The organism is Mesorhizobium sp. M1143, from assembly GCF_040318435.1.
Lineage (GTDB): Bacteria > Pseudomonadota > Alphaproteobacteria > Rhizobiales > Rhizobiaceae > Mesorhizobium.
In genome coordinates this window covers 97623-122932 of record NZ_JAMYMJ010000005.1, presented here as the reverse complement: position 1 = coordinate 122932, position 25310 = coordinate 97623, and the positions used below count along the sequence as shown (strand labels likewise).

Genomic DNA, 25310 nt, shown 5'->3' with positions numbered 1-25310 from the left:
GACTGCTGGTCCAGAACTAGTCCGACGCCGCCTCGACCTGCTTGCGCCGGTGCTCCCAAGTTCCGGTCGTCTGCGGCTTGACGAACAGCCTGGTGATCTCCGGCATTTCTTTTTTCAAGAGCGCCTCGATGCGCTCGACACAGGCTTCGATCTCAGGCGCCGTCAGATGGTCCTCGAATTCGATGCTCAGCCCAGCGACGATCTGTCGAGGGCCGAGATGGACGGTGAGAACGCCGTTGGCCCGCTGCACTGCCGGATCCTGCTGGGCGATGGTCAGCACCTTGGCCTGCACTTCCGGCGAGGCCGGCTCACCGATGAGCAATCCCTTGCTTTCGCGCGCCAGAAAGATGGCGGTGGCGCCGAGGATCATCGCGATGCCGATCGAGGCGACGCCGTCGAGTTCGGGCATGTCGAGGAGTTCGGCCGCCAATATGCCGGCGAAGGCGACGAACAGACCGAGCAGGGCGGCGCTGTCCTCGAACAGGATCGTGTAGACGCTCGGATCCTTGCTCGATTGCACGGCCTGCAGCCAGCCTTGCTTGCCCTTCTGCTGGCGGAACTCCTTCAGCGCCACGTACCAGGAGCTGCCCTCGAACAGCATTGAGAGGCCCAGCACGATGTAGTTGATTTTGGGATTGGCGACCGGCTCAGGCGCCATGATGTGGACGACGCCTTCATAGAAGGACACGCCGGCGCCGAGCGCGAATACGAGCAGGGCGACAATGAAGCTCCAGAAATACAGCTCGCGGCCATGGCCGAGCGGATGCGTGCGGTCCGGCGGGCGGGCGGCGCGGTGCATGCCGTAGAGCAGCAGCCCGCCATTGCCGGTATCCACCAGCGAGTGCACGCCTTCCGACAGCATCGCCGAGCTGCCGGTGAAGAAGGCGGCGACGAATTTGGTCACAGCAATAGCGAGATTACCGGCGAGCGCCGCGTAGATGACCGTCTTCGACCCGCCATGTGCTGCCATGCTGTCCCTCCAAGGAACCTGATGTAACGCCCCTGAGCTCCACAGGCATCACAACGCACGAATCGCCCGGTCGTTCAGGGTCTTGTAGGCCAGCTTGCGGAAAGACGCCCCTATTCGATGATCTCGTCCGTCCACACCTTGAAACCAGCCAGCGTGCCCGGTCCGAAGATGTGGGTCAGCGGCACGTCGGCGGCGTCGCGACCCGACGCGATCAGGATGCGGCCGATGCGTGGCGAATTGTTGCGCGGGTCAAAGACATGCCAGCGGCCACCGAGATAGACCTCCATCCAGGCTGCGAAATCCATGCTCGCCCAAGGTTTGGGCAGGCCGATGTCGCTGATGTAGCCGGTGCAGTAGCGGGTCGGGATGTTGAGCGCACGGCAGAAGGTGACCGCGAGGTGGGCAAAGTCACGGCAGACGCCGCTTTGCTCGCGATAGGCTTCCGCCGCGGTGCGGGTCGGCCGCGCATTGCCGTAGCTGAAGACGATGTGGTTGTGGACGAAGTCGCAGACCTCCTGGACGCGCGCAATGCCAAGCGGCGTATGCCCGAACAGCCGCCAGGCTTCGCTGGCCAGCAGATCGCTCTCGCAAAAGCGGCTCGGCAACAGGAAGAGCAATGTGTCCGACGGCAGATCGCGCACCTCGTGCTGCCAGGCCATCAGGTCGCCCATCTCGAACGTGCCGGGGTCGCGGATTACCGAATCGGTGCCGAAGGTGAAGCGCCCGGGCGGGGCGACGAAACGGTTGCACCAATTGCCGAAACTGTCGCGGTAGCTCTGGATCGGCACCGGCGGGTTGGAGGTCAGGAAATCCGGGCGCTCGAGATCGGAGGCCCTGGAGTAGTGGACATTGAGCATCGCGATCAGCGGCGTTTCCTGCGGAAAATCGAAACTCATCTCGCTGCCGATGCGGATTCGCATTGTCGTCCTGACCGCACCGCCTGATCATCGCCGGGCGAAGGCATGGCCGATGCTGCAGTGCGAAGACAACCATGGCACGGACCGCAATGGTTTGCGAGCAAATTAGAAACCGGTTGAAAGCGGCCCGCCGGCGCCGGCGACAGACGCCAGCCCTCTTGCAGTCCGGCGTTTCTCTTGTTTCACTTGGCCTCCCAGCAACTGGAGGAACGAATCATGGCTAAAGGTGCGATGAAGGCGGGCAAGGAAGCTCGGAAGCCGAAAAAAGACGCCAAGAAGCCTGCCGCGGCTCCGGCGCTGAAGGCGCCGCCCGTGAAGGCGATGAGGCTCAAGGAAAAGTAAGCCCGCCTTAGGTCGTCAATATCTAGGGACGGTTGAGATCCGGGCAAACCGTTTCGGCGCAGATTTTGACACCGGCGGCATGAACGATGCTGCCGGTGTTTTGTTGATCCGACCGGCGCAGCCGCTTATACCGAAGCGGCGAGGACGACCTCGCGCCTTTCTCAAAAGTCCGGCCGGGACGCCCCGCCATCCTCATGGAAGGAGTGCATCCCGATGTCGTGGATTTTTCTGTTCTTCGCTGGTCTGTTCGAAATTGGCTGGGCGATCGGCCTCAAATACACCGACGGCTTCTCGAAGCCGCTGCCGACGGTGCTCACCGTCGCCTCGATGATCATCAGCCTGGGGTTGCTCGGCCTGGCGCTCAAGACGCTGCCTGTCGGGACGGCCTATGCGGTGTGGACCGGCATCGGCACGGTCGGCACGGCGCTGCTTGGCATCTGGCTGCTGGGCGAGCCGGCGACGGCCATCCGGCTCGCCTGCATCGCGCTCATCGTCTGCGGCATTATGGGGCTGAAGCTCGCCGCCTGAGCTCCGAGGCATCAAATCCTTAAATTAGGCAAACGCCTTCAGGGCCGCTGCAAGGCGACCCTGATGTCGATCGTTTCGATCGAAGCGTTAGCGGGCGGAGAAGCCCGGAGGCGTCCTGCCGGTACGCTGCTTGCGGGCCGCATAGCGTGCGTCGCGCTTGGCCTTGCGTTCGGCTTCGTCGGCCAGCAAACGGGCAATGCGCTCGTTTTCTTCGGCTTCCTTGATCTTCGCTTCAGCCTGCGCTGCCTCTTCGGCCGCAATTCGCGCCGCTTCGGCTGCTGCCTCGCGCTCGGCCTTCTCGACCGCCTCGCGTGCCAGCTTTTCCTGCTTCAGCCTGGCCTTTTCGGCCTCGCGTATTTCGCGAGCCTCAAGAATCGCCTTGCGTTCGGCCTGTTTGGCCAGAACCGCAGGATCATCAGCCGCCGGCTTTGACTTGAAGCGCTCCAGAAGCGCCTTCTTTGCCTCGTTCGCGGCATTGCGCCGCTCGAAAATGTCTTTTTCCCTGTAGATAGCCAAGTCCACTTCCCTGAAGTCAATTCGCGACGCTTACATACGCGCGAAAACCGAGAGTTCAAGCGCCAAAACGGTATGCCAGCCATGAAAGTTTATGCTGTTGCAGCCGGGAGACGCGTTTTCCCTGAAACAAAGCCGGCCGAAACCGACATGCACTGTTCACTATCCGCCCCTCTGGCGGCCGGGGCGGCTCGCCGCTACCTCTAGCGGCAAATCAGAACATTTGGATGACATGCCATGGAACTCGGTCTCTACACTTTCGCCGACGTCAGCCCGGAGCCCGGCCCCGGCGCGATCGGCCCGCATCAGCGGCTGCGCAATCTGATCGAGGAGGTCGAGCTGGCCGACCAGGTCGGCCTCGACGTCTTTGGTCTGGGCGAACATCACCGCCCCGACTATGCCGCGTCCGCGCCGGTGGTGACGCTGGCCGCTGCCGCCGAACGCACCAAGCGCATCAAGCTGACCAGCGCGGTCACCGTGCTGTCCTCCGACGATCCGGTGCGCGTCTTCCAGCAGTTCGCAACGCTCGACCTTTTGTCGGGCGGCCGGGCCGAGATCATGGCCGGGCGCGGCTCGTTCATCGAATCCTTCCCGCTGTTCGGCTACAATCTCGAGGACTATGACGAGTTGTTCGCCGAAAAGCTCGATTTGCTGCTGGCCATACGCGACAGCGTCAAAGTCACCTGGTCCGGCAATCTGCGCGCGTCGATCAATGACCGCGGCGTCTATCCGCGGCCGCTGCAGGACAAATTGCCGATCTGGATCGCAATAGGTGGAACGCCGCAATCTGCGGCGCGCGCGGGCGTGCTCGGCCTGCCGCTGGCGCTGGCCATCATCGGCGGTGAGCCGGCGCGGTTTGCACCGCTGTTCGACATTTATCGCGATGCCGCCAGGCGGGCCGGTACCGACCCCTCGTGCCTTGCCACCAGCATCAATGTGCACGGCTTCATCGCCGGCACCACTGAACAGGCGGCCGACGATTTCTATGGCCCGCAGGCCGAAGTGATGAACCGCATCGGCCGCGAGCGCGGCTGGGGCCCGACCTCGCGGGCGCATTTCGATCAGTCGCGTGGTCCGAACGGCGCGCTGTTCGTCGGCGATCCGGAGCAGGTGGCGGAAAAGATCGTCGCCCAGCACAAGATCTTCAACAATGACCGCTTTCTGCTGCAGATGGCGATCGGCGCCATGCCGCACACCAAGATCATGAAGGCGATCGAACTCTACGGCACCAAGGTGGCGCCGATCGTGCGCAAGGAGACCGCCAAGCCCGGCGTCGCCGTCGCAGCGCCAGCCGCCTGAGCGACGGGCGGCCCGGATTGAGGGCCTTGCCGGCTAACGGAACCTTGGGCTTGCAGAGGCGTTTCCGTCGTCGGAATGCACCAATTGCGGTGCGCCGCTGAGGGAAAATCATGAAAGCCGAACCCGCCGCTTTGGGTGCTGGCCTTGCCGAAACCGAAGAGGCGAGAGTTGTGGCGCGTGCCGACACGCATCTGATGCGTTCGCTGCTCATCGGGATCTTCCTGTTCATGGCCATCTACGCGCTGTATTTCGCGCGTGCTTTCTTCATGCCGGTCATCCTCGCCTTCCTGCTGACGCTGACGCTGACACCAATCGTGCGCTTCCTGCGCAAGCGCGGCATTCCGGAAGTGGTTTCGGCGACAATGTTGGTCGTGCTGTCGATCTGCGTCTTCGGCGTTGCCGGCTATCTGCTCAGCGGCCCGGTCATCGACCTTCTCAACAACACCTCGTCGATCGGCCAACAACTTACCGAACGGCTGGCGCAATTGCGGCGTCCGCTCGAGAGGATCATGCAGATCTCGCATCAGATCGAGCAGATGACGGAGACCTCGCAGGAGCCGGGCATCCAGAAGGTGGCGATGGCGCAGTCCGGTGTCCTGTCGGCCGCCGCCAGCAACGTCCTGTCGGCGGGGACAAGCCTGACCATCATCTTCGTGCTGTCGCTGTTCCTGCTGGCGTCGGGCACGATGTTCTATGAGAAGATCATCCAGTCCTTCGCCAGCCTCAGCGAGAAGAAGCGGGCCTTGCGCGTCGTCTATGACGTCGAGCGCGAAATCTCGCATTATCTGCTCACCGTCACCGTCATCAATGCCGGTCTCGGCGCGGTTATCGGCCTTGGCCTGTGGGCGCTCGGCATGCCCAACCCGCTGGTCTGGGGAACGATGGCGGCGCTGCTCAACTTCCTGCCATATGTCGGCGCGCTGATCACCATCGTGCTGGTCAGCGTCATTGCGATGATCAGCTTCGACTCGATCTCCTACGCCCTTTTGGCGCCGGGCTTCGTGCTTTTGTGCGACATCGTCGAAGGCCAGTTCGTTACGCCGATGGTTGTCGGCCGACGCCTCGAGATCAACGCCGTGGCGATCTTCATCGCCATCGCTTTCTGGTCCTGGCTTTGGGGCTTTGTCGGCGCGCTGATGGCGGTGCCGCTGCTGGTCGTCGTCAAAGTATTCTGCGATCATTTCGATGGCCTCAGCCATGTCGGCAATTTTCTCGCCGCACAGCAGACGGCCGTGGTGGAGGAAGAAGCGGCCGAAGAGAACGGAAAGGCAGCGGCATAAGCTTGCCGCGCCTGTCCGTCATCGCGCATTTGTTGTCTTCAGGCGGAGTGCCTATATCGAGCCGGTCAAGCCGGACCCTGCGATGAACGATGCCTCCTTCGACCTCGATTCCTATTTCGACCGCATCGGCTATCGCGGCCCGATCGATGCTCCGCTCGGCACGCTGAGCGCGCCGCATCGCCAGCGTCCGGAGGCGATCCCGTTCGAGAATATGGACCCGTTGCTTGGCACCAGCTCGACATCGTCATTCCCGACCGCGCCTTCGAAACCAGGGTCAGGCAGTTGAACATCGTAAAGGCTTGAGGCCCATGACCGCACTTTCCGTTCTCGACCTGTCGCCGATCGTCGAAGGCAGCGACGCCTCGCAATCGCTGGCAAATTCGCTCGACCTGGCCCGCCATGCCGAGCGGCTCGGCTACAAGCGCTACTGGCTGGCCGAGCACCACAACATGCCGGGCATCGCCAGCGCGGCGACCGCCGTCGTCATCGCCCATGTCGCCGACGGCACCAAGACCATCCGCGTCGGCGCCGGCGGCATCATGCTGCCCAACCATGCGCCGCTGGTGATTGCCGAGCAGTTCGGCACGCTGGCGGCACTGCACCCCGGCCGCATTGACCTCGGCCTCGGCCGGGCGCCCGGCACCGACATGGGAACGGCGCGTGCGCTGCGCCGCAATCTCGAGGCGTCAGACAATTTCCCCCAGGATGTCGTCGAGCTGATGGGCTATTTCCAGCCGGCCGCGGAAGGCCAGCGTATCCACGCCGTGCCCGGCGAAGGCCAGAAGGTGCCGGTCTGGATCCTCGGTTCCAGCCTCTATGGCGCGCAGCTCGCCGCCATGCTCGGCCTGCCCTATGCATTCGCCTCGCATTTCGCGCCGGCCGAACTGGACCATGCGCTGGAGATCTACCGTTCGCGCTTCCAGCCTTCGGAACAGCTGGACAAGCCCTATGTCATGCTCGGCCTCAATGTTTTCGCCGCACCAACCGACTCTGAGGCCAAACTGCTGTTCACCTCGCTGCAGCAGGCCTTCGTCAATCTGCGCACCGGGCGGGCCGGCCGCCTGCCGCCGCCGGTCGAGGGCTATGACCAGACGCTCGAGCCGATGGCAAAAACCATGATTTCGCAGGCGCTGTCCTGCGCCGTCGTCGGCTCTCCCGAAACCGTCCGGCAAGGCATAGACGCGTTCGTGCGCCGCACCGGCGCAGACGAGCTGATGGTGACCGCGCAGATCTTCGACCATGCGGCACGCGTGCGCTCGTTCGAAATCCTGGCCGAGGCGCATAAATCGCTGTCGCAGGCCCCGTGACGCTTTTGCCTGTGTCTGCTGTGGGCAGGCGCCTTCCTCAGCCAGGAGCCGCCTCTCTCACGCATAGGTGACGTTTTCTTGTGGTTTCGAAGCCCTGACTGGGCGCTTCGCCGGGGGATCGCGCAGATCCTGGGGTTTTGAGCGCGGTTTGAGCACATCCGGGCCGCCGGGCGGCTGTTCAAAGGCGCCAAGCGCGGCGCGGTGGATGCCATGCGCAGAATGCTTGCGCCCGATGCCGCCTGTTCTTATATACGCGCCAAGCCGCCCAGTGCCGGAATGCCGGTTGCCGGAGCGGAATTTCTTGTGAACAGGGGCTTTCGTCGGAACGCCTTACGGGTCCTGAGAGCCTGCTTAGCGGAGAGACTAGAAAAATGGCAAAAGTAATCGGTATCGATCTCGGCACCACCAACTCCTGCATCGCCATCATGGATGGCAAGGAGCCCAAGGTCATTGAAAATGCGGAAGGCGCGCGCACGACGCCTTCCATCGTCGCCATCTCGGGCGACGGCGAACGTCTCGTCGGCCAGCCGGCCAAGCGCCAGGCGGTCACCAATCCTGAAAACACCATCTTCGCGGTCAAGCGCCTGATCGGCCGCCGCTATGACGACCCGGTGACGGAGAAGGACAAGAAGCTTGTCCCCTACAAGATCGTCAAGGGCGACAATGGCGATGCCTGGGTCGAGGCCGGCGGCAAGAAGCAGTCGCCCAGCCAGATCTCGGCCATGATCCTGCAGAAGATGAAGGAAACGGCGGAGGCCTATCTCGGCGAGAAGGTCGAGAAGGCGGTCATCACCGTTCCGGCCTATTTCAATGACGCCCAGCGCCAGGCCACCAAGGACGCCGGCAAGATCGCCGGCCTTGAGGTGCTGCGCATCATCAACGAGCCGACGGCTGCAGCACTTGCCTACGGCCTCGACAAGAAGGATGGCAAGACCATTGCCGTCTATGACCTTGGCGGCGGCACGTTCGACATTTCGGTGCTCGAAATCGGCGACGGCGTGTTCGAAGTGAAGTCGACCAATGGCGACACCTTCCTCGGCGGCGAGGATTTCGACATGCGTCTCGTCGAATACCTGGCGGCCGAGTTCAAGAAGGAACAGGGCATCGACCTGAAGAACGACAAGCTTGCGCTGCAGCGCCTCAAGGAGGCGGCTGAAAAGGCCAAGATCGAGCTGTCGTCGACGACGCAGACGGAAATCAACCTGCCCTTCATCACCGCCGACGCGACCGGCCCCAAGCACCTGACGCTGAAGCTGACCCGTGCCAAGTTCGAGCAGCTGGTCGACGATCTCGTCCAGCGCACCATCGAGCCCTGCAAGGCGGCGCTCAAGGATGCCGGGCTGAAGGCTGGCGAGATCGACGAAGTGGTCCTGGTCGGCGGCATGACCCGCATGCCCAAGATCCAGGAGATCGTGAAGCAGTTCTTCGGCAAGGAGCCGCACAAGGGCGTCAACCCGGATGAAGTCGTCGCTTTGGGCGCCGCCATCCAGGCCGGCGTGCTGCAGGGCGACGTGAAGGACGTGCTGCTGCTCGACGTGACGCCGCTGTCGCTCGGCATCGAGACGCTGGGTGGCGTGTTCACCCGCCTGATCGAACGCAACACGACCATCCCGACCAAGAAGAGCCAGGTGTTCTCGACCGCTGAAGACAGTCAGTCGGCCGTGACCATCCGCGTCTTCCAGGGCGAGCGTGAAATGGCTGCCGACAACAAGGCGCTCGGCCAGTTCGACCTGGTCGGCATTCCGCCGGCGCCGCGCGGCGTGCCGCAGATCGAGGTCACTTTCGACATCGACGCCAACGGCATCGTCAACGTTTCGGCCAAGGACAAGGGCACCGGCAAGGAGCACCAGATCCGCATCCAGGCCTCTGGTGGCCTTTCGGACGCCGACATCGAGAAGATGGTCAAGGACGCCGAAGCCAATGCCGAGACCGACAAGCAGCGGCGTGCTTTGGTCGAGGCCCGCAACCAGGCCGAGGCGCTGGTGCACTCCTCCGAGAAGTCGCTGAAGGAATATGGCGACAAGGTTTCGGAAACCGAGCGCACGGCGATATCGGAGGCTATCACGGCGCTGAAGGCTGCTGCCGAAGGCGACGATGCCGCCGACATCGAGGCCAAGTCGCAGACGCTTGCCGAAGCATCCATGAAGCTCGGCCAGGCCATGTACGAAGCTTCGCAGAAGGAAGCGGCGGAAGCCGACGCCAAGGCGGACGCGGCCAAGGATAGCGATGTGGTCGACGCCGATTTCGAGGAAATCGACGAAAACGACGAGAAGAAGAAGTCGGCCTGACCGGTTGACGGCAAATAAAGCGGAAAGCCCGGCGCAAAGCCGGGCTTTTTTGCAACCCTCGCTGAAAAAGTGCGGGCCTTGCCGAAAATGTCACTGAAAAACACAGGCACAAGCGCGCCGGCCCTAGCATCCGGGCAGCACCGCTCCTAAATCGAGACAACGTGCCGGCAAACGACGCAACATGCATCAAGACGTTGAGCATCCGGACTGCGGGAAAAGATGAAAGCTGATTTCTACGAGACGCTGGGCGTGCAGAAGGGCGCCGACGAGAAGGAGCTCAAGAGCGCTTTCCGCAAGCTGGCCATGCAGTTCCATCCCGACCGCAATCCCGGCGATCACTCATGCGAGCACAAGTTCAAGGAAATCAACGAAGCCTACGAAACGCTGAAGGACCCGCAGAAGCGCGCGGCCTATGACCGTTTCGGTCACGCCGCCTTCGAGCAGGGCGGCATGAATGGCGGCGCGCAAGGTTTTGGCGCCGGCGGCTTCGCCGACATTTTCGAGGATATTTTCGGCGACATGATGGGCGGGCGCCAGCGCCGCTCGTCGGGCGGCCGCGAACGCGGCGCCGATTTGCGCTACAATATGGAAATCACGCTGGAAGAAGCGTTTGCCGGCAAGACCGCGCAAATCCGCGTGCCGGCCTCGATCTCATGCACGGAATGCTCCGGGACCGGCGCCAAGCCCGGCACCCAGCCGGTGACCTGCTCGATGTGCCATGGCCACGGCAAGGTACGAGCGACGCAAGGCTTCTTCTCGATCGAGCGTACCTGCCCGCAATGCCAAGGCCGCGGCCAGACGATCAAGGACCCGTGCCCGAAATGCGCCGGCCAAGGCCGCGTCACCGAGGAACGCTCGCTGTCGGTCAATATCCCGGCCGGCATTGAGGACGGCACCCGCATCCGGCTTGCCAATGAGGGCGAGGCGGGCCTGCGCGGCGGCCCATCGGGCGACCTCTATATTTTTCTGGCGGTGAAGCCGCATGAATTCTTCCAGCGCGACGGCGCCGATCTCTACTGCAAGGTGCCGATATCGATGACGACGGCCGCCCTTGGCGGCTCGTTCGAGGTGACGACGCTGGACGGCAGTCAGACCAAGGTGAAAGTGACCGAAGGCACGCAGAACGGCCGCCAGTTCCGCCTCAAGGGCAAGGGCATGCCGGTGCTGCGCCAGCCCAATGTCGGCGACCTCTATATCCAGACCGCGGTCGAAACGCCGCAGAACCTGTCGCGCCGCCAGCGCGAGCTGCTGGAAGAATTCGAGCAGCTGTCGTCGAAGGACAATTCGCCCCAGTCGAGCGGCTTTTTCGCCCGCATGAAGGACTTTTTCGAATCCTTCGGCGAGCACTGAACCCAAACTAAGGCCGCCACGCTTCCCGAACGTCATCAACATCTTATGCCAGATCGCGCCTTGCCTTGGACCTGTTAGCTGCTAAGTAGCGTTCGGGGAGTGTTGAGGAGAACTTGCATGGCACGTGGTCCGGGATTGCGGAAGGCGCTGGCGGAAAAGTTCGACGACGAACTCAAATTCTTCAAAGGCTGGATCGACAAGCCGAAGTCGGTCGGTTCGATCGTGCCGACAAGCTCCATCACCGCCCGCAAGATGGCTTCCATCGTCAATCCGAAGTCCGGCCTGCCGGTGCTTGAAGTCGGACCCGGCACAGGCGTCATCACCCGTGCAATCCTCGCCCAGGGCGTTAAGCCCGAAGACCTGTACGCGGTCGAATATTCCACCGATTTCGTGCGCCATCTGCGCCAGCTCTACCCCGGCGTCAACGTCATCGAGGGCGATGCCTTCAATCTCAACGCCACGCTTGGCGAGAAGAGCGGGATGGTTTTCGATTCCGTCGTCTCCGGCGTGCCGCTGCTCAATTTTCCGGTCGCACAGCGGATCGCCTATATTGAAAGCCTGCTAGACCGCATCCCGGTTGGACGGCCGATCGTGCAGCTGACCTATGGGCCGTTGTCGCCGATCCCGCCCGGCCGCGGCAATTACACGGTCAAGCATTTCGACTTCATCTTCCGCAACATCCCGCCGACGCAGCTGTGGATCTACCGGCGCGAAGCGCATTAGCTGGTATTGGGGGCGGGAGAAGTCTCTGGCGCCTTGTAGAGGATCGACGTCTCCCGAAGGAAGCTCGATTGAGGGTCGATCCACATCCTTGACTGTTATCCGCCTCGCAAACTCGTGGCGACCTCTCTGATCGCCGCGCACATGGCCCGCACGGCCGTTGCTTCGGCGCTGCTGGAGAACAGAAGCAGCAGAGGCCGACGCGCACGCGGCTCCAGAGGACGCCTCGCGACGGTTCGCTGCCAATCGGCCGGAAACGCCAGGCCTGGCGCAATCGACAAACCGCGCCCGGCCCCAACCAGAGCAAGCAGCGCCGCCATATCGCTCGCCGACAGGATGACAACTGGCGCAACGCCAAAATCCTGGAACAATTCGGCAAGCATTGGTCCGCAGCCGCCGCTCGACATGATGAATGGCTGGCCGTCGAGAGCGCGGATCGGAAATGACCCGCCATGGACTGAGTTCTTTTGCGATGACGCCACAAAGAGTTCGTCGTCGACAAGTTCCTCGGCTTGGCAATTGCCGGCGATGTAGGACAGTCCAATATCGGCGGCACCGCGATCGACCCACTCCGCCACCTCGGTATCCGTGCCCAAGAGCAGTTCGACAGCAAGCTCCGGGTGCCGGACGGAAGTAATGTTCAACGCATATGGAGCAATCTTTACCGAGGCGCTGCTGACCAGCGCGAGCCGTACTCTGCCTTTGATGGAGTGTTCCCGTAGGCCGACAAGACGGCCTAAAGCATGCAAAGCGGCGCGCGCCGCGTCCAAAGCCGCCTCGCCGGTCGCGGTGAAAGCGACACCGCGCCGATCACGTATGACGAGGGGCGCGCCAACGATCTCCTCCAGCGCCTTCATTGCATGGCTTATGGCCGATTGAGAAAGACAGAGCCGATCGGCGGTTTTGGTGAAGCTGCGCGTCTCGCTGAGCGATGTCAGGACGCGCAGCATCGTGATGTTGATATTAGCTTTGTTCATGGCTGCCGAAATATCTTTCATTTCGCTCATATTAACGAGCGCTGTAGGTTTTGTGAAGGTGAGGGAAACGACCCTCGAAATCGGCGAGCGGCTTTCCTGGCTCTCCGGCATGCAGGCGTGCGGTACGACGAGACTGAAACTGGAGTATCGCATGAGCTACCTTCCGCAATTCCTGACCCTTGCTTCGGTCTTCCTGCTCGGCGCCATGAGCCCAGGACCCGATTTTGTAGCCGTGACTTCCCATGCGCTGATCAGCCGTCGCGCGGGGTTCCATGTGGCGCTTGGCATTGCCGCAGCGATCATGGTGTGGGCGGCTCTCGCGATTTGTGGCCTGGGCCTCGTACTGACGCAGATTGCATGGGCTCACCTTGCCGTCCGGATCGCCGGTGCCGTGTATCTCGGTTACCTGGGCAGCAAGATCCTTTTGTCGGCTTGGCAGGCGCGGCCACCGCTGGTCGTCGGTGGCGCAGAGACTACGGCTCCTTGGCGAAGCGGATTCGTTGTCGGAATTACAAATCCGAAGACGGCCGCGTTCTTCGCGAGCCTGTTCATATCGGTATTGCCGATGCAGGCTCCGATCTGGGTCCAGGCAGTGTCGCTGGCCATAATCGGGCTGGTCGCGATGGCGTGGTTTGGGCTTGTCGCGCTAATGTTCTCCACAAGAAGGGTTCGGTCGGTATATGGCAGCGTCCGCAGGCCGATAGATGCCTTGCTCGGAGTTGCACTCATCGCGCTGAGTGCAAGAATTGCGGTCACCCACTAGCAATAGCCCAGCTGCTCGGCACACCTTCGCGCGCTTGCCCCCCCGATCGTTTCCGTTTTTTGAGCCAGTGCGTTGATTTGCGCAGCCTCTGGCTGTACCTGTCCGGGAACAAGAGTGGCCAATGGCTGTGATCGCGAAAATCCTCGTCTTTGCCGGCTCGGTGCGCAGCGGCGCCTTCAGCGGCAGGACCGCCGATGTGGCGCAGAAGGAGCTGGCCATGCAAGGCGCCGAGGTGACGCGCATTTCGCTGGCCGACTATCCGCTGCCGATCATCGACGAGGACCTCGAAAAGGAAAAAGGCGTTCCCGACAACGCCGTGAAGCTTGGCCGGCTGATCGCCGCCAATGACGGGCTGCTGATCGCGACGCCCGAATATAATGGCTCGATCCCGACATTGCTCAAGAACACGATCGACTGGGTGAGCCGGGTGCGCCTGGATGGCGGCCGGCCGGTGAGGCCGCTTGTCGGCAAGGTCGCCGGCCTGTGCTCGTCTTCCAACGGACATTTCGCCGGGATCCGCTGCATCAACCATCTGCGCGCCGTGCTGGTGCGCTGCCAGCTGGAGATGGTGACGCCGGAATGCTCGGTATCCGATGGCGGCAATGCCTTCGACGGCGACGGCAATTTCAGGGATGATAGACTGACCAAATCGATGGAGCACCTATGCCGCACGCTGATCGAAACCTCGCGCATGCTGTCGACCCGGACCGGGGCATGATTTCCACAGCCATGCAGGCCCATACGATGAGAGACAGGCTGATCGTCGGCCTCGACGTGCCGACGGTGAAAGAGGCCGAACAGGCGGTGCGCGAACTCGACGGCGTCGTCTCCTTCTACAAGATCGGCTATCAGTTGGCCTTCGCCGGCGGGCTCGACTTCGCCAGGGAGTTGGCCAGCGGCGGCACGAAGATCTTCCTCGACATGAAGCTGCTCGACATAGACCACACCGTGGCGAAGGGTGTCGAGAACATCGTGCGCATGGGCATGACGATGCTGACCATCCATGCCTATCCCAAGGCGATGAAGGCAGCTGTGGAAGCGTCGCGCGGCAGCGACCTGTGCCTGCTGGCGGTCAGCGTGCTGACCTCGATGGACGAGCAGGACGTGATCGACGCCGGCTATGAATACGACCCGCACACGCTGGTGCTGAGGCGCGCCGAACAGGCGCTGCATGCAGGCATGGGCGGCGTCGTCTGCTCGGCCGAGGAGGCGGAAGCGGTGCGCCGCATCGTCGGACCCGACCTGGCGGTGGTGACGCCGGGGATACGGCCCAAGGGCAGCGACCATGGCGACCAGAAACGCGTGGTGACGCCCGGCCAGGCGATCCGCAACGGCTCCAGCCATCTTGTTGTGGGCCGGCCAATCGTGGCGGCAAGCGACAGGCGCGCGGCGGCGGAAGCCATACTGGAAGAGATGCGCGCCGCGTAGTGAGGAGAAGAAAATGCCCAAGGGATACTGGATAGCCCGCGTCGATGTGCGCGATGCTGAAGGCTACAAGGACTATGTCGCTGCCGCCAAGCTCGCTTTCGACCGTTTCGACGTGAAGTTCCTGGCCCGTGGCGGTGAGCATGAAAAGGCCGAGGGGCCTGGCCGCGCCCGCAATGTCATTATCGAGTTCGAATCGCTGGCGATGGCGCATGACTGCTACCACTCGCCGGAGTACCAGCGCGCCGTCGCCATCCGTCAGAAAGTGGCCGATGGCGAGATCGTGCTGGTCGAGGGTATCTGACGCGCGAAGCTGCTCTGCTCAGTGCGGCGCTTCCTCCTGCGCCAGCACCTCCAGTTGATGGCGGTGCCCCGACAGCTCATAGCCGACAACAGTGACGGCCGGCGCTAGCGTGAGTAAGATGAGGCAGACCGCCATGTCGACGCCGGCAATGGCGGCGATGATGGCAAGTGCGACGGCCGCAGCCGTTCCCGCCAGCAGCCAGACGTGGAGGGGATCGAAGCGCTGGACGAGATAATAATACAGCGCATAGATCGCCCCCAGGAACACGCCTAGCGGAATGGCGACTGACAGCAGGGTCGCTACCGGGCCGTTATGGGTCTTGTGCTCGATGAAATAGGCCGCGACATGCAGCCCGGCGCCGGTGGCGACGATGGCAGCGACGATCACCATCTGGCCATAGCCCCAGACGAAGGAACGGCTGCGGTGCTGGTGCAGCACCGTCCCCGAGGGCAGCATGTAATAGACCCACCACATGCCGAAGGTGAGACCCATTCCGGCAATGCCGATCAAGGCGGCATCGAGGTTCCAGCCCTGCTCCTCGACCACGGCCGACAGCGTCGTCAGCGTGCCGACCACCCCTTCGCCCAGCGCGATAATGGCGAACAGGCTGTAGCGCTCGGCGACGTGATGCGCGTGCCAGGGCGTGCCGCCATCCCGGCGTTCGGCGATGACCGGTCCGGCAAGCTCGATGAGAAGCAGGACCGCGCCGAAAGCCAGGCTCGTCGCCAGCGAGAAATCGACCAGGATCTGCACCACCCAGCCGATCTGGGCGATCGCGATGGCGATGGCATAGGTGAGACAGGCACGCCGCCGCCCAAGGTCCTGCCGCGCCGCGCGCAGCCATTGGAAGATCATGGCGACGCGCATGATGACGTAGCCCAGCACCATGACCGAATTGTTGAGGTGTTCGCCATGCTCGATCGAGGCGAACATGCGCGGCAGGCCGATGGCCAGCACCAGCACGCCGATCATCTGCACCATGGTGACGAGGCGGAAGATCCAATCGTCGGTGTCATAGGCGGAGGAAAACCAGGAGAAATTGATCCACGCCCAGCAGATGGCGAAGCTGGCAAAGCCGAAGCCGATCAGCGCCGCCGCGTAGTTGCCCTCGGCCAGGGCGTGCGCCAGTTGCGCGGCGGCAAGGCTGAAGGCGGTGACGAAGGTCAGATCGAACAGCAGCTCGAGCGGCGTGGCGACGCGATGCGCCTCGTGCGGATCGCGCCCGGCCATGCGCCTGATGTGATGGTGGAGGGAGCTTGCTGGTGTGCTCATCGCGCGGCCTTGCCTGAGGACTGTCCCGCGACACTAAAGGTGGAGCAAAAGCCGTCAAGGCGCGGTAGGTCGCGCTGGTCCCTCGACCGTTCAGATCGCCTGTCGGTTCAGTCGGTTCGCCGCCGTCTCGGCAACCGCATCGGCCAGCGTCATGCCCCATTGCATCAGGCAATAGGCGCGGAAATCGAAGCAGGGCAGGCCGGGACAGACCTCGAACTCGATGAGGTGGACATGGTCGTTAGCCTCGACCCTGAAATCGAGGGAAAACACGTCTCGCAGGCCGAGCCCGCTGACCAGCCGCTCGGCGATGCGGCGGATGGTTGCCGCGGCTGCCGGCTGGGTGTCGGCAACCGCCTCCAGCACCGGCTCGCTGTATAGTCCAGCCGCCTTGGCGGCCTCGCCGGTGTCGCCGTAAAGCGCCATCGAGTCCGCCATGGTCTGGAAATCGCCGCCGGAGTCGACGAATGCAACGCCGAGCGCTTCCGCCCCGGCATCCGTTCGCAGCCCAAGGAAGCTGGCGCGGACATTGCGACCGCCGACATAGGGCTGGACGACGACATCGTCGCGATAAGCGGCATAGACCCGCCGGCTAAGCTCCAGCGCATGGGCCAGGTCGTTGCAGCGTGAATCCGGCCAGATGCCTACCTTGGAGCCGAGCCGGTTCGGCTTGACGAACCAGCCGGCTTCCGAAGCTGGCGCGTCGGCCAGCCAGCGGCCGTCGCGGGCCAGGCCTGCCTGCGGCGCCGGCAGGCCGAGCGCGCAAAGCACGGCGCCGGAACGGAACTTGTCCTGGCAAAGCGCGAACAGCGCATCGTCGGCTCCGATGGTTCTAAGCCCATTCAGCCTGGCAAGTGCGGGCGCTGCAGCACCGCGGAAATAGGCAATGCCGTCGGTCAGCGTCCAGACCAGCGTGGTTGCGGGATCGGCCTTCGCCAGCGCGCTTGCCGCATCGTCGAGTGCAACCGGCATAAAGGCGAGGCCGCGCCGCCCGCAAGCGGCGGTGATTTCATCGAATTCGGGCGCGAGATCGGTCGATTGCGCCAGATAGGACGAGATTTCCAGGGCGCGCTCGGCGGGAAAGCCGTCGGCGACCAGCCGGTCGAGACAGGCCTTTTCCGGCTCATGGACGAGGATCAGGGTCGGGCGCGGCATGGATCAGGACCTTCGGTGGTGTTGCCCCACCATGGCATGGCCCCTGCTTCAGACTTGCGCGAAACCGACCGAGGCGGACGCCTGCGCGACAGCGCTCAGGCGATGACCACGCGCGGCTCGAAGCGGCCGTTGACGGGGATGTCGAGCAGGAAGGTCATGCCGGCCTGTGGGTCAAGCTTGCGCTGCTTGTCGTCCTTGCCTTTCCAGGCCGAGGTCACCGCCAGCCGATCGGCCTTGGCGCCGACAAAGGCCGGGCACGAGGACTGCCCCGCCGGCACGGCAATTTCGCGCAACAATGTGCCGTCCGGCGCATAAGCCTTCACTGCCTTGCCGCCCCAGACCGCGTTCCACAGCACGCCGTCACGGTCGACAACCGAGCCGTCGACATAGCCCCGCGACGAGCGATGGTCGACGAACACTTTGGACTCGCCGATCGGCAGACCCGTCGCCGGATCGCAGGCGACGCGCATCAACAGGCCGGTCGAGGTATCGGTGTAGTAGGCGATCGTTCCATCCTGCGAGAAACAGATCGAGTTCGACACGGTGATGCCGGTGTAAAGCGTGCGCAATTCTCCCTTGAAGAACCAGTAGATGGCGCCCGCGCCCTTCTCCTCACCCTTGCCCATCGTGCCGACCCAGAAGGCGCCACAAGGGTGGACGCGCGAATCGTTGGAGCGGGTCAGCGCATTGTCGGCCTCGATGGGCGTATGCAGCGTCAGCTTGCCGGTCGAGACGTCGCGGACATGCAGGCCGGTCTCGGTGGCGATGAGCTGGCGATTGTCGTCGATAATGGCGATGGCGCTGGCCATCTGGCCGAGCTCATGGACCTTCCGCGCGCCGGACGTGACACCCTGCTCCAGCAAAAGCCCGTTGACGATGTCGAACCAGAACAGCGTGTCGGTGGCGGGATCGTAGCTCGGCCCCTCGCCGAGTTCACAGACATGGTCCGAAAAAACCGAAACGTTTCCCATCATGCCGCTCCGCCGAACGCCGCATCCCAGGCCGTCACCGCCGCCTGCGCGCGCGAGGCCACCTCGTCGACGCTCATGCCGGGTTTGAACAGGCTGGAGCCAAGACCAAAAGCAGTCACCCCAGCGGCTTTGTAGCCGGCAAAGTCTTTGTCGGAAACGCCGCCGACGGCGCCGACCACGGTATCGGCCGGCAGCACGGCGCGCATCGCCGAAATGCCGCTGGGCCCGAGCACGCTTGCCGGGAAGAATTTTAGCGCCGAAGCCCCAAGCCTAATCGCCTGAAAAGCTTCGGTGGGGGTGAACACGCCTGGCATAGTCACCATGCCATGGTACATGGCGCGGGCCATGACTTCGGCATCAATGTTGGGGCTGACCAGCAGCCGCCCGCCGGCCTTGGCGAGGGCGTCGACATCGGCTGAAGTCAGCACCGTGCCGGCGCCGACCAGCGCTGTCTTGGGCAAAGCGGTGACAATGCTGGCGATCGATGAAAACGGTTCCGGCGAATTGAGCGGCACCTCGATGGCTTCGATGCCGGCGTCAAACAGCACCTGGCCGATGGCAACCGCCTCGCTGGGTTTGAGGCCGCGCAGAATGGCGACAAGACCACGCTTGAGCTTCGGGAAGGGTGCGGTTTGGGTCACGCTATCACTCCACTCTGGTGGTCATTTGGCGATCATGCCATTTTCTCGCGCCGCTTCGATAAGCCCGGCACGCACCGCCTCGTCGGCGTCGACCGTCCTGACGGCAAGCCCTGCAAGGCCGAGCGCCTGCCGGTAGAGGGCTGCTAGCGACCCCGAGGCGACCAGCACGATTGCAGTGGTGCTTTCGCCATAGCGGCGGCCCGCCGAGGCGATCTCGCCGCCGATCAGCAGGCCGGACAGGCAAGCGGCGGCATCGTCGGCCTTGAGGTCCTGCAGCAGGCCGGCGGCGCGGATCGAGAACAGCCGCGAGGTGACATCGCCGCCCTCGGCCAAAGCCTTGCGGCACCATTCCTGGAAGAAGGGATTGTCCGGAATGACCGGCTTCGGGCTCTCGCCCAGCGAATGGCGCAGGATCGAGTGAGTGGCCAGCACCGAAAACAGCTCGCCGGTCGGCCAGGTGCAGAAGCCGTCGACCGCGCCGTCTTCGACCAGAACCCATTTCGAATGGGTGCCGGGCATGCAGACGAGATGGCGACCTTTTGCCGGCAAACCGGCGCCGGCAAGCTGGGTTTCCTCGCCGCGCATTACGTCCGGCGCATCTTCCAGGCGCTGCGCCAAGCCAGGCACGATGCGGATGTCGCGGCTCTGGCCGGGAATGCGGGCGGCCCCCGCGAGGATGGCACTGAGCGGCGCCGGCACGATGACGTAAGGCGCTTCCAGCCAACCCTGGCGCGAGCCGGCCATGCCGCAGATGATGACCGGCAGTGTGTCAGGTGCGCCGAGCGCCGCCAGATGGCCCTCGAGGATGATCGAAAAGCCTTTTTGCTGCGCGGTGATCAACCCATCATCGCCGCGACGCTCGGCAAGCACCCCGCCCGCCTCGTCGACCAGCCAGACCCGCATGCGGGTCGTGCCCCAGTCGACGGCGGCGACTGCTGGCGTGCCTTTTGCCGGATTTTGATTCACCGGGCTCACAGGAAACCCCCGTCGACGATCAACATCTGCGCCGTCAGCATACGCGAGGCGTCGGAGGCCAGGAACAGCACCGTGCCGACGATGTCGTCGGGCTGCATGACCTGCTTGATGCATTGCTTGGCGACATGGGCGGCGAGCCTCTCCTCGGTGACCCAGAGTTCCCTTTGCCGGTCGGTGATCACCCAGCCCGGCGCAACGGCGTTGACGCGAATGCCGTCGACGCCGAGCTTGCCGGCCAGCCCCTTGGTGAGGCCCAGAATGCCGGCCTTGGCGGCGGTGTAGGCCGGCATATCAGGATGGTTGATCAGATAGGAGGTCGAGGTGAAGTTGATGATCGACCCGCCGCCGGCCCGCTTCATGCCCGGCGCCACCGCCTGTGCGGTGAAGAAATGCGGGCGCAGATTGACGGCGAGATTGTTGTCCCAGAACTCGACGGTAACGTCGGCGACGTCGTGGCGTTCGTCCCATGCGGCATTGTTGACCAGCACGGTGACGTCGCCATGCGCCTCAGCCGCTTTGGCGGCCGAAGCGCGCAACGCCTCGACGTCACGCAAATCGGTCTTGAGGTAGAGCGGTCGCCGGCCAAGTTCTTTTTCGACGCGGTCGGCAAGCAGCGTGCTTGGGCCATCGGCGATGTCGATGAAGGCGACATGGGCGCCTTGGCGAACGAAGCCCTCGGTCAGTGCCGCACCAATTCCGGAACCGCCGCCGGTGATCAGCACCGAGGCTCCCCTGAGGTCGGCAAAATCGGCCGATGGCATCATATCTTCATCTCCCGGTCCGGTCGGCGCGCATCCTATCCAGCCAAGTCCGGGGAGCAAGGGCGAAAACGGCGATTTGATTGGCTTATGTCAGACAAAAGGCCGCAAGATGGCGGCCACAGTCGATCTTGGCTCGCGCCGCTGACTTGCTCGACGCAGGCCAGACCGCCGGTCAGACTGCCTTGGCGTAGAGGGCGCCGCGATAGGAATCGCGGAGGTAGCCGAGCGTGGCGTCGGCGTCGACCGGTTTGCCGAAGAGATAGCCCTGGCCGCCGGCGCAGCCGAACTGGACGAGGCGGTCGGCCTGCGCCTCCTCCTCGATGCCTTCGGCGACGACATCCATGCCGAGCCCTTCACACATGGCCAGAATGGCGCGGATGATGTGTTCCGACGGTCGGTCGTCGAGGATCGAGGAGACGAAGGCGCGGTCGATCTTGAGCTTGTCGAAATGGAATTCGCGCAAGCGGCCGAGCGAGGACTGGCCGGTGCCGAAATCGTCGAGCGAGACGCGGATGCCGACGCGACGCAGGTCCTCGACGATCTTCTCGGCCGAGGCCGGATCGTTCATCAGGCCGGTTTCGGTGATCTCGATCTCCAGCCGTCGCGGATCGAAGCCGGTGCGGTCGAGGATCGACAATATGTGCAGGCCAGTGTTCTGGTCGACGAGCTGCGAGGGCGACAGGTTGAAGGACAGGAACAGGTCCTTCGGCCAGCTGCGCGCCGCTTCCGTCGCCTTGCGCAGCACCAGCTGCGATAGCGGGCCGATGATGCCGCGCTCTTCGGCGATCGGGATGAACACGGTCGGCGGCACCACGCCGAGGTCGCGATCGGTCCAGCGCGCCAGCGTCTCGAAGCCGATGGTGCGGCGGGTGGTCAAATCGACGATGGGCTGGAAATGCGGTTCGACCTCACCGGCCGAGACGGCACGGCGCAGCGCCTGTTCGATGCGGGTGACGCGCTTGGCCGCCTCTTCCATTTCGCGGGTGTAGACGACGACGCGGCCACGGCCCGAACGCTTGGCGTGGTAGAGCGCCGTTTCGGCCTTGTTGACGAGGATTTCCGTGGTTTCGTCGCCGGAATAAAAGAGCGAGCAGCCGACCGAGGCCGAAAGCCTGGCGGTGCGTTCGCCGACATCGTAGGGCGCCGACAGGATTTCGATCATCATGCGCGACTTCTCGGCCGCCGCCTCCTCCGAGAACACCATCGGGTAGAGGAAGGCGAATTCGTCGGCGCCGATGCGGCAGACCGTAGAGTGGCTGTCCATCGAGGCGCGCAGCCGCATCGCCACCTGGATCAATATGTCGTCGCCGGCCTTGTGGCCGAACAGATCGTTGATCGGCTTGAAGCCGTCGAGGTCGAGAATGCCGACCGTGAACGGCGCGGGATCGTCTGCACGGTCGCTGATCAGGCGATCGACCTTGTCGAAGAAGCGGCGATGGTTGCCAAGCCCGGTCAGCGCATCGGTGAACGCCAGATCCGAGTTTTCCCTGCTTGCCTGCCCGGTGCCAAACGTCGTTTGCATCGGTATCCCTGTTTGTGACGCCCGAAATTTAGGCTGAGACTGGCAGCAAAGCGTTTAGGAAGCGTATCGCGAAATCGATTTTTCGCTGGCGAATGATGCTTTAGCGGACGCGGTAGAGTTCGACCGGGGTTCCGCGCGTTTCGGCCACCGGTTCGAGCCAATCGGGGACGCTTCCCTGCATCAGCCTGGCCAGGAAGCCTTGCGGCGCCTTGGCGGCAAGCATCTTGCTTTCGGCGCTGCCGCGGCAGAGCGCCATCAGGCCGACGTGATGAGCCGCCGCGATCGTCCTCGCCTGGTCCGCCGATCCGAGGAAGGCATCGAGCGCAAGCAGGTCGCCGGCGATGTTGCGATGATAGGGGCCGGCAAAGACGCGGTGCCCGGAATAGGCCAGGATGGGCGAGCCGAGATTGGAAATGGCAAGCACCGTGGTGTCCGGCAGCCGGGCCAACGCCGCGAAGGAGGCCTTGCGCTCGCAGGACGGATCGCTGTCGGTGTCCTGTGCCTCGACCGAGACCTTGTCGGCCTCGAATACGCTCGACGTCGCGGCGGCAGCACCGGCCCAGACGGCATTCACCGACACCACCCAGACCACCGCCATGCGCAGCGACACGCTGCCCGCAGGGCTGATCCTAGCCCGTTCGCGCCAGCTTGCGATCCAGGCCGACAGCGGGATGACGGCAAAGGCGATCGAGAATGTCGAACCGCGGACCTGCCAGGCGCTGACGATGAAGGCGCCGACCAGCAAGGCGCCGACGAGGCTGTCCTGGCGGCGCCATGGCCCACGCAGGCGAAGCGCCATCAGCGCGATCGCCACCAGCGGCGTGACATAGCGCGCCGCCAGCGACGCCGGCTCGCTGACGGCAATACTGAACAGCGACTGCGCCTCGTCAATGTGATCGAGCCACAATTCCTTGAGGCGCGGATCGAGGTTTGCGTAGGGAGCCGCAAGGCATTGCGGAAACAGCGCCACGATGACGGCGCCCAGCACAAGCGCGAGCAGGCTAAGCGAGATCAGGCGGCGGCTGGCCGTGCCATTGGACGCCGTGAGCGACGTCACGGCGGCAAGCCCCAGTCCGGCGATTGCCGCCACCACGAACTGCACAGCCGAGAAGGCATCGCACTGCGGCTGGCCCATGGCCGATGGCGGGATGGTGGTGACGAAGACGAGGGCTGAAACCCCGGCAAAGCCGAGACCGAAATCCCTGGCGATCCGGCGTTCGCCGCCGGGATCGACGACGAACAGCAAAGCGATGCAGGCGCCGATGGTGGCGACATAGGGCGCGGTTTCCATGCCGACGGCCAGCGTCAGGGCCGCACACAGCCCGGAAATCAGCGCCGCCCAGCGACGCGCCGGCGCCTCGAGCAGCAGGCTGAGGCTGGCCATGGTCAGCGTCAGCTGGACATTGTGATGATCGAGCGCACCCGGCAAGAAAATGCCGATGAAATGCAGCGCTGCAGCGCCGATGACGATAGCGGGCAGCACGGCGCCGACGCCAGCGAAGCTGCGTGCCGCACGGGCCGTAAAAAACACCGCCAGGCAAAACAGCAGCGACGGCCACAGCACCTGTGCGATCGCTTCGGCCATGGCCATGCTGCCGGTCAGCGCCGAGGCGGCGAGGATGATGGCGGCGAGCGGTGCGTCGACCAGCCGCGACCAGTGCATGACGAAACCGCCTTCCGGCCCCATCCTGTACTGATGCAGGTCGAACCAGCCCTGGCCGGCCAGCATGTCGCGAACCTCGACCAGCCGCAGCAGGCTGTCATTGTCGCCGCCGGCATTGCTCAATTCGCGAAAGCCCGTGGCGGCATTGACGGCCAGCACCACCAGCATGGCAAGCAGCGCCAGCGTCATGTCGGACTTCCAGGAGGAAGCACCCGCCTTGGCTGCGTTCATCATCATGACCTTCGTCGGAAAGACTGCGGCCTTAAACCTAGCCTTAACAGCTTCAATAAATAGTAAAGTCGCCTGAGCGAGGCCGCATATGAGCGCGGCCGGAGGCTCCGCCGGGCGTCGGGAGACGGAAATGCCGCACGAAGTCCGCCATGAGCCGGCCATTGCCGTGCTCCTGCCTTGCTACAATGAGGAACTGACCATCGCCGAGGTGGTGCGGCGCTTTCGCGAGACGCTGCCATCGGCCGAGATCTATGTCTATGACAACAATTCGCGCGACCTGACGGCATTAAAGGCCCGCGCGGCCGGCGCCATCGTCATCCGCGAGCCGCGCCAGGGCAAGGGCAATGTCGTGCGGCGCATGTTCGCCGACATCGATGCGGACATCTATCTGATGGCCGATGGCGACGGCACCTATGCGCCGGAAGATGCCTCGCTGCTGATCAACATCCTGCAGACCGAGCGCTGCGACATGGTGGTTGGCACCAGGCGCGGCGTCACCGACGATGCCGGCCGTTCCGGCCATGCCTTCGGCAACCGCATCTTCAATAGCCTCTACAAGCGGCTGTTCGGCGCCGACTTCACCGACATCTTCTCCGGCTACCGCGTCTTCTCGAGGCGCTTCGTCAAGAGCTTTCCCGCCGTTTCCGGCGGCTTCGAGATCGAGACCGAAATGTCGGTGCATGCCTCGCAGCTGAAACTGCCGGTGAGCGAGATCGCGCTCGATTATGGCCGCCGGCCTGAGGGATCGTCGTCGAAGCTGTCGACCTATCGCGACGGCGCCAGGATCCTGTGGATGTTCGCCATGCTGATGAAGGAGACGCAGCCGCTGCGCTTCTTCGGCGCCTTCGCCATTTTCTTCCTGGCATCGAGCCTTACCCTGATGACGCCGGTGCTGATCGAATTCGCCCAGACCGGCCTCGTGCCGCGCATGCCGACCTGGGTGCTGTCGGTCGGCCTGCTGCTCTTGTCGATGCTTGCGATGGTGACCGGATTGATCCTCGATTCGGTATCGCGCGGACGCGCCGAGCAGAAGCGCATTTTCTATCTCTCCGTCCCGTCGGGCCGGGTCGAACGGCGCGAACGCACGAGCGAAACAGCGAAGGCCGAACCGGGCAAGACGCCCCGGGCCGCCTGAGGCC

General features: G+C 63.8%; 26 protein-coding genes. 14 read left to right on the top strand and 12 right to left on the bottom strand.

The window, feature by feature from the left end:
* Positions 1 to 16 precede the first annotated feature (16 nt).
* Positions 17 to 970, bottom strand: a complete 954-nt coding sequence (locus tag NKH35_RS06425; protein ID WP_023703803.1) for a cation diffusion facilitator family transporter — start codon at positions 968 to 970, stop codon at positions 17 to 19.
* Between the two features lie 110 nt (positions 971 to 1080).
* Positions 1081 to 1890 carry a transglutaminase-like domain-containing protein gene (locus NKH35_RS06420; RefSeq protein WP_023752351.1) on the bottom strand — a complete coding sequence of 270 codons (810 nt, stop codon included), beginning with the start codon at positions 1888 to 1890 and terminating at the stop codon, positions 1081 to 1083.
* Positions 1891 to 2103: 213 nt separating this feature from the next.
* On the opposite strand from NKH35_RS06420, the gene NKH35_RS06415 reads away from it, so the two are divergent.
* Together NKH35_RS06415 and sugE are read left to right on the top strand one after the other, a co-directional pair.
* Complete coding sequence (locus NKH35_RS06415; protein ID WP_006200611.1) at positions 2104 to 2229, top strand: hypothetical protein; 126 nt, start codon at positions 2104 to 2106, stop codon at positions 2227 to 2229.
* Between the two features lie 213 nt (positions 2230 to 2442).
* A complete protein-coding gene (sugE, locus tag NKH35_RS06410) occupies positions 2443 to 2757 on the top strand; it encodes a quaternary ammonium compound efflux SMR transporter SugE (protein ID WP_023681326.1) in 315 nt (104 codons plus the stop codon).
* Between the two features lie 87 nt (positions 2758 to 2844).
* Here sugE and NKH35_RS06405 read toward each other — a convergent pair whose 3' ends face one another.
* Positions 2845 to 3273, bottom strand: coding sequence for a DUF6481 family protein (locus tag NKH35_RS06405; protein ID WP_023673205.1), 429 nt, complete (start codon positions 3271 to 3273; stop codon positions 2845 to 2847).
* Positions 3274 to 3507: 234 nt separating this feature from the next.
* On the opposite strand from NKH35_RS06405, the gene NKH35_RS06400 reads away from it, so the two are divergent.
* The 7 genes from NKH35_RS06400 to pmtA all read left to right on the top strand — a co-directional run bounded on the left by NKH35_RS06400 (position 3508) and on the right by pmtA (position 11517).
* Positions 3508 to 4569: an LLM class flavin-dependent oxidoreductase gene (locus NKH35_RS06400; RefSeq protein WP_023752352.1), complete on the top strand. Its 1062-nt coding sequence runs from the start codon at positions 3508 to 3510 to the stop codon at positions 4567 to 4569.
* Between the two features lie 110 nt (positions 4570 to 4679).
* On the top strand, positions 4680 to 5849 hold the full coding sequence (locus NKH35_RS06395; RefSeq protein WP_023703805.1) for an AI-2E family transporter: 1170 nt from the start codon (positions 4680 to 4682) through the stop codon (positions 5847 to 5849).
* An 82-nt stretch (positions 5850 to 5931) separates the two neighbouring features.
* The gene (locus NKH35_RS06390) at positions 5932 to 6135 is read left to right on the top strand and encodes a hypothetical protein (protein ID WP_352913824.1); all 204 of its coding nucleotides are present in this window, start codon (positions 5932 to 5934) and stop codon (positions 6133 to 6135) included.
* A 22-nt stretch (positions 6136 to 6157) separates the two neighbouring features.
* Complete coding sequence (locus NKH35_RS06385; RefSeq protein ID WP_352913821.1) at positions 6158 to 7156, top strand: LLM class flavin-dependent oxidoreductase; 999 nt, start codon at positions 6158 to 6160, stop codon at positions 7154 to 7156.
* Between the two features lie 371 nt (positions 7157 to 7527).
* Positions 7528 to 9444, top strand: coding sequence for a molecular chaperone DnaK (dnaK, locus tag NKH35_RS06380; protein WP_023673200.1), 1917 nt, complete (start codon positions 7528 to 7530; stop codon positions 9442 to 9444).
* Between the two features lie 219 nt (positions 9445 to 9663).
* Positions 9664 to 10794 carry a molecular chaperone DnaJ gene (gene dnaJ / locus NKH35_RS06375; protein WP_023681322.1) on the top strand — a complete coding sequence of 377 codons (1131 nt, stop codon included), beginning with the start codon at positions 9664 to 9666 and terminating at the stop codon, positions 10792 to 10794.
* A 117-nt stretch (positions 10795 to 10911) separates the two neighbouring features.
* A complete protein-coding gene (gene pmtA / locus NKH35_RS06370) occupies positions 10912 to 11517 on the top strand; it encodes a phospholipid N-methyltransferase PmtA (RefSeq protein WP_352545107.1) in 606 nt (201 codons plus the stop codon).
* A 95-nt stretch (positions 11518 to 11612) separates the two neighbouring features.
* Here the strand turns inward: pmtA and NKH35_RS06365 are convergent, their stop codons facing one another.
* On the bottom strand, positions 11613 to 12644 hold the full coding sequence (locus tag NKH35_RS06365) for a LysR family transcriptional regulator (RefSeq protein ID WP_352913819.1): 1032 nt from the start codon (positions 12642 to 12644) through the stop codon (positions 11613 to 11615).
* On the opposite strand from NKH35_RS06365, the gene NKH35_RS06360 reads away from it, so the two are divergent.
* The 4 genes from NKH35_RS06360 to NKH35_RS06345 all read left to right on the top strand — a co-directional run bounded on the left by NKH35_RS06360 (position 12643) and on the right by NKH35_RS06345 (position 14983).
* Positions 12643 to 13254: a LysE family translocator gene (locus tag NKH35_RS06360; RefSeq protein ID WP_352545106.1), complete on the top strand. Its 612-nt coding sequence runs from the start codon at positions 12643 to 12645 to the stop codon at positions 13252 to 13254. The two genes, NKH35_RS06365 and NKH35_RS06360, sit on opposite strands and share 2 nt — an antisense overlap.
* 121 nt (positions 13255 to 13375) lie before the next feature.
* Positions 13376 to 13972 (top strand): NADPH-dependent FMN reductase, encoded by a 597-nt coding sequence (locus tag NKH35_RS06355; RefSeq protein WP_352913817.1) that lies wholly within the window; start codon positions 13376 to 13378, stop codon positions 13970 to 13972.
* A complete protein-coding gene (pyrF, locus tag NKH35_RS06350) occupies positions 13969 to 14682 on the top strand; it encodes an orotidine-5'-phosphate decarboxylase (protein WP_023687488.1) in 714 nt (237 codons plus the stop codon). Before NKH35_RS06355 ends, pyrF begins: the two co-directional genes overlap by 4 nt.
* A gap of 13 nt (positions 14683 to 14695) precedes the next feature.
* On the top strand, positions 14696 to 14983 hold the full coding sequence (locus tag NKH35_RS06345) for a DUF1330 domain-containing protein (protein ID WP_023741329.1): 288 nt from the start codon (positions 14696 to 14698) through the stop codon (positions 14981 to 14983).
* Positions 14984 to 15001: 18 nt separating this feature from the next.
* Here NKH35_RS06345 and NKH35_RS06340 read toward each other — a convergent pair whose 3' ends face one another.
* From NKH35_RS06340 to NKH35_RS06305, 8 genes are all read right to left on the bottom strand, one after another.
* On the bottom strand, positions 15002 to 16255 hold the full coding sequence (locus NKH35_RS06340) for a low temperature requirement protein A (RefSeq protein WP_352913815.1): 1254 nt from the start codon (positions 16253 to 16255) through the stop codon (positions 15002 to 15004).
* A gap of 90 nt (positions 16256 to 16345) precedes the next feature.
* The gene (locus tag NKH35_RS06335; RefSeq protein ID WP_352913813.1) at positions 16346 to 17407 is read right to left on the bottom strand and encodes a D-alanine--D-alanine ligase family protein; all 1062 of its coding nucleotides are present in this window, start codon (positions 17405 to 17407) and stop codon (positions 16346 to 16348) included.
* Positions 17408 to 17502: 95 nt separating this feature from the next.
* Entirely contained in the window at positions 17503 to 18378 is an 876-nt protein-coding gene (locus tag NKH35_RS06330; RefSeq protein WP_352913916.1) for an SMP-30/gluconolactonase/LRE family protein, read from the bottom strand.
* Positions 18378 to 19019 (bottom strand): 2-dehydro-3-deoxy-6-phosphogalactonate aldolase, encoded by a 642-nt coding sequence (locus NKH35_RS06325; protein WP_352913811.1) that lies wholly within the window; start codon positions 19017 to 19019, stop codon positions 18378 to 18380. Before NKH35_RS06325 ends, NKH35_RS06330 begins: the two co-directional genes overlap by 1 nt.
* A gap of 21 nt (positions 19020 to 19040) precedes the next feature.
* Positions 19041 to 19985: a 2-dehydro-3-deoxygalactonokinase gene (locus NKH35_RS06320; RefSeq protein WP_352913913.1), complete on the bottom strand. Its 945-nt coding sequence runs from the start codon at positions 19983 to 19985 to the stop codon at positions 19041 to 19043.
* Positions 19986 to 19990: 5 nt separating this feature from the next.
* Positions 19991 to 20758: an SDR family NAD(P)-dependent oxidoreductase gene (locus NKH35_RS06315; protein ID WP_023741333.1), complete on the bottom strand. Its 768-nt coding sequence runs from the start codon at positions 20756 to 20758 to the stop codon at positions 19991 to 19993.
* Between the two features lie 169 nt (positions 20759 to 20927).
* The gene (locus tag NKH35_RS06310) at positions 20928 to 22277 is read right to left on the bottom strand and encodes a putative bifunctional diguanylate cyclase/phosphodiesterase (RefSeq protein WP_023681311.1); all 1350 of its coding nucleotides are present in this window, start codon (positions 22275 to 22277) and stop codon (positions 20928 to 20930) included.
* A gap of 100 nt (positions 22278 to 22377) precedes the next feature.
* Positions 22378 to 24177, bottom strand: a complete 1800-nt coding sequence (locus tag NKH35_RS06305) for a GtrA family protein (protein WP_352913809.1) — start codon at positions 24175 to 24177, stop codon at positions 22378 to 22380.
* Between the two features lie 124 nt (positions 24178 to 24301).
* Here NKH35_RS06305 and NKH35_RS06300 point away from each other — a divergent pair, with 124 nt between their 5' ends.
* The gene (locus NKH35_RS06300; RefSeq protein WP_352913807.1) at positions 24302 to 25306 is read left to right on the top strand and encodes a glycosyltransferase; all 1005 of its coding nucleotides are present in this window, start codon (positions 24302 to 24304) and stop codon (positions 25304 to 25306) included.
* The last annotated feature ends 4 nt before the right edge of the window (positions 25307 to 25310 follow it).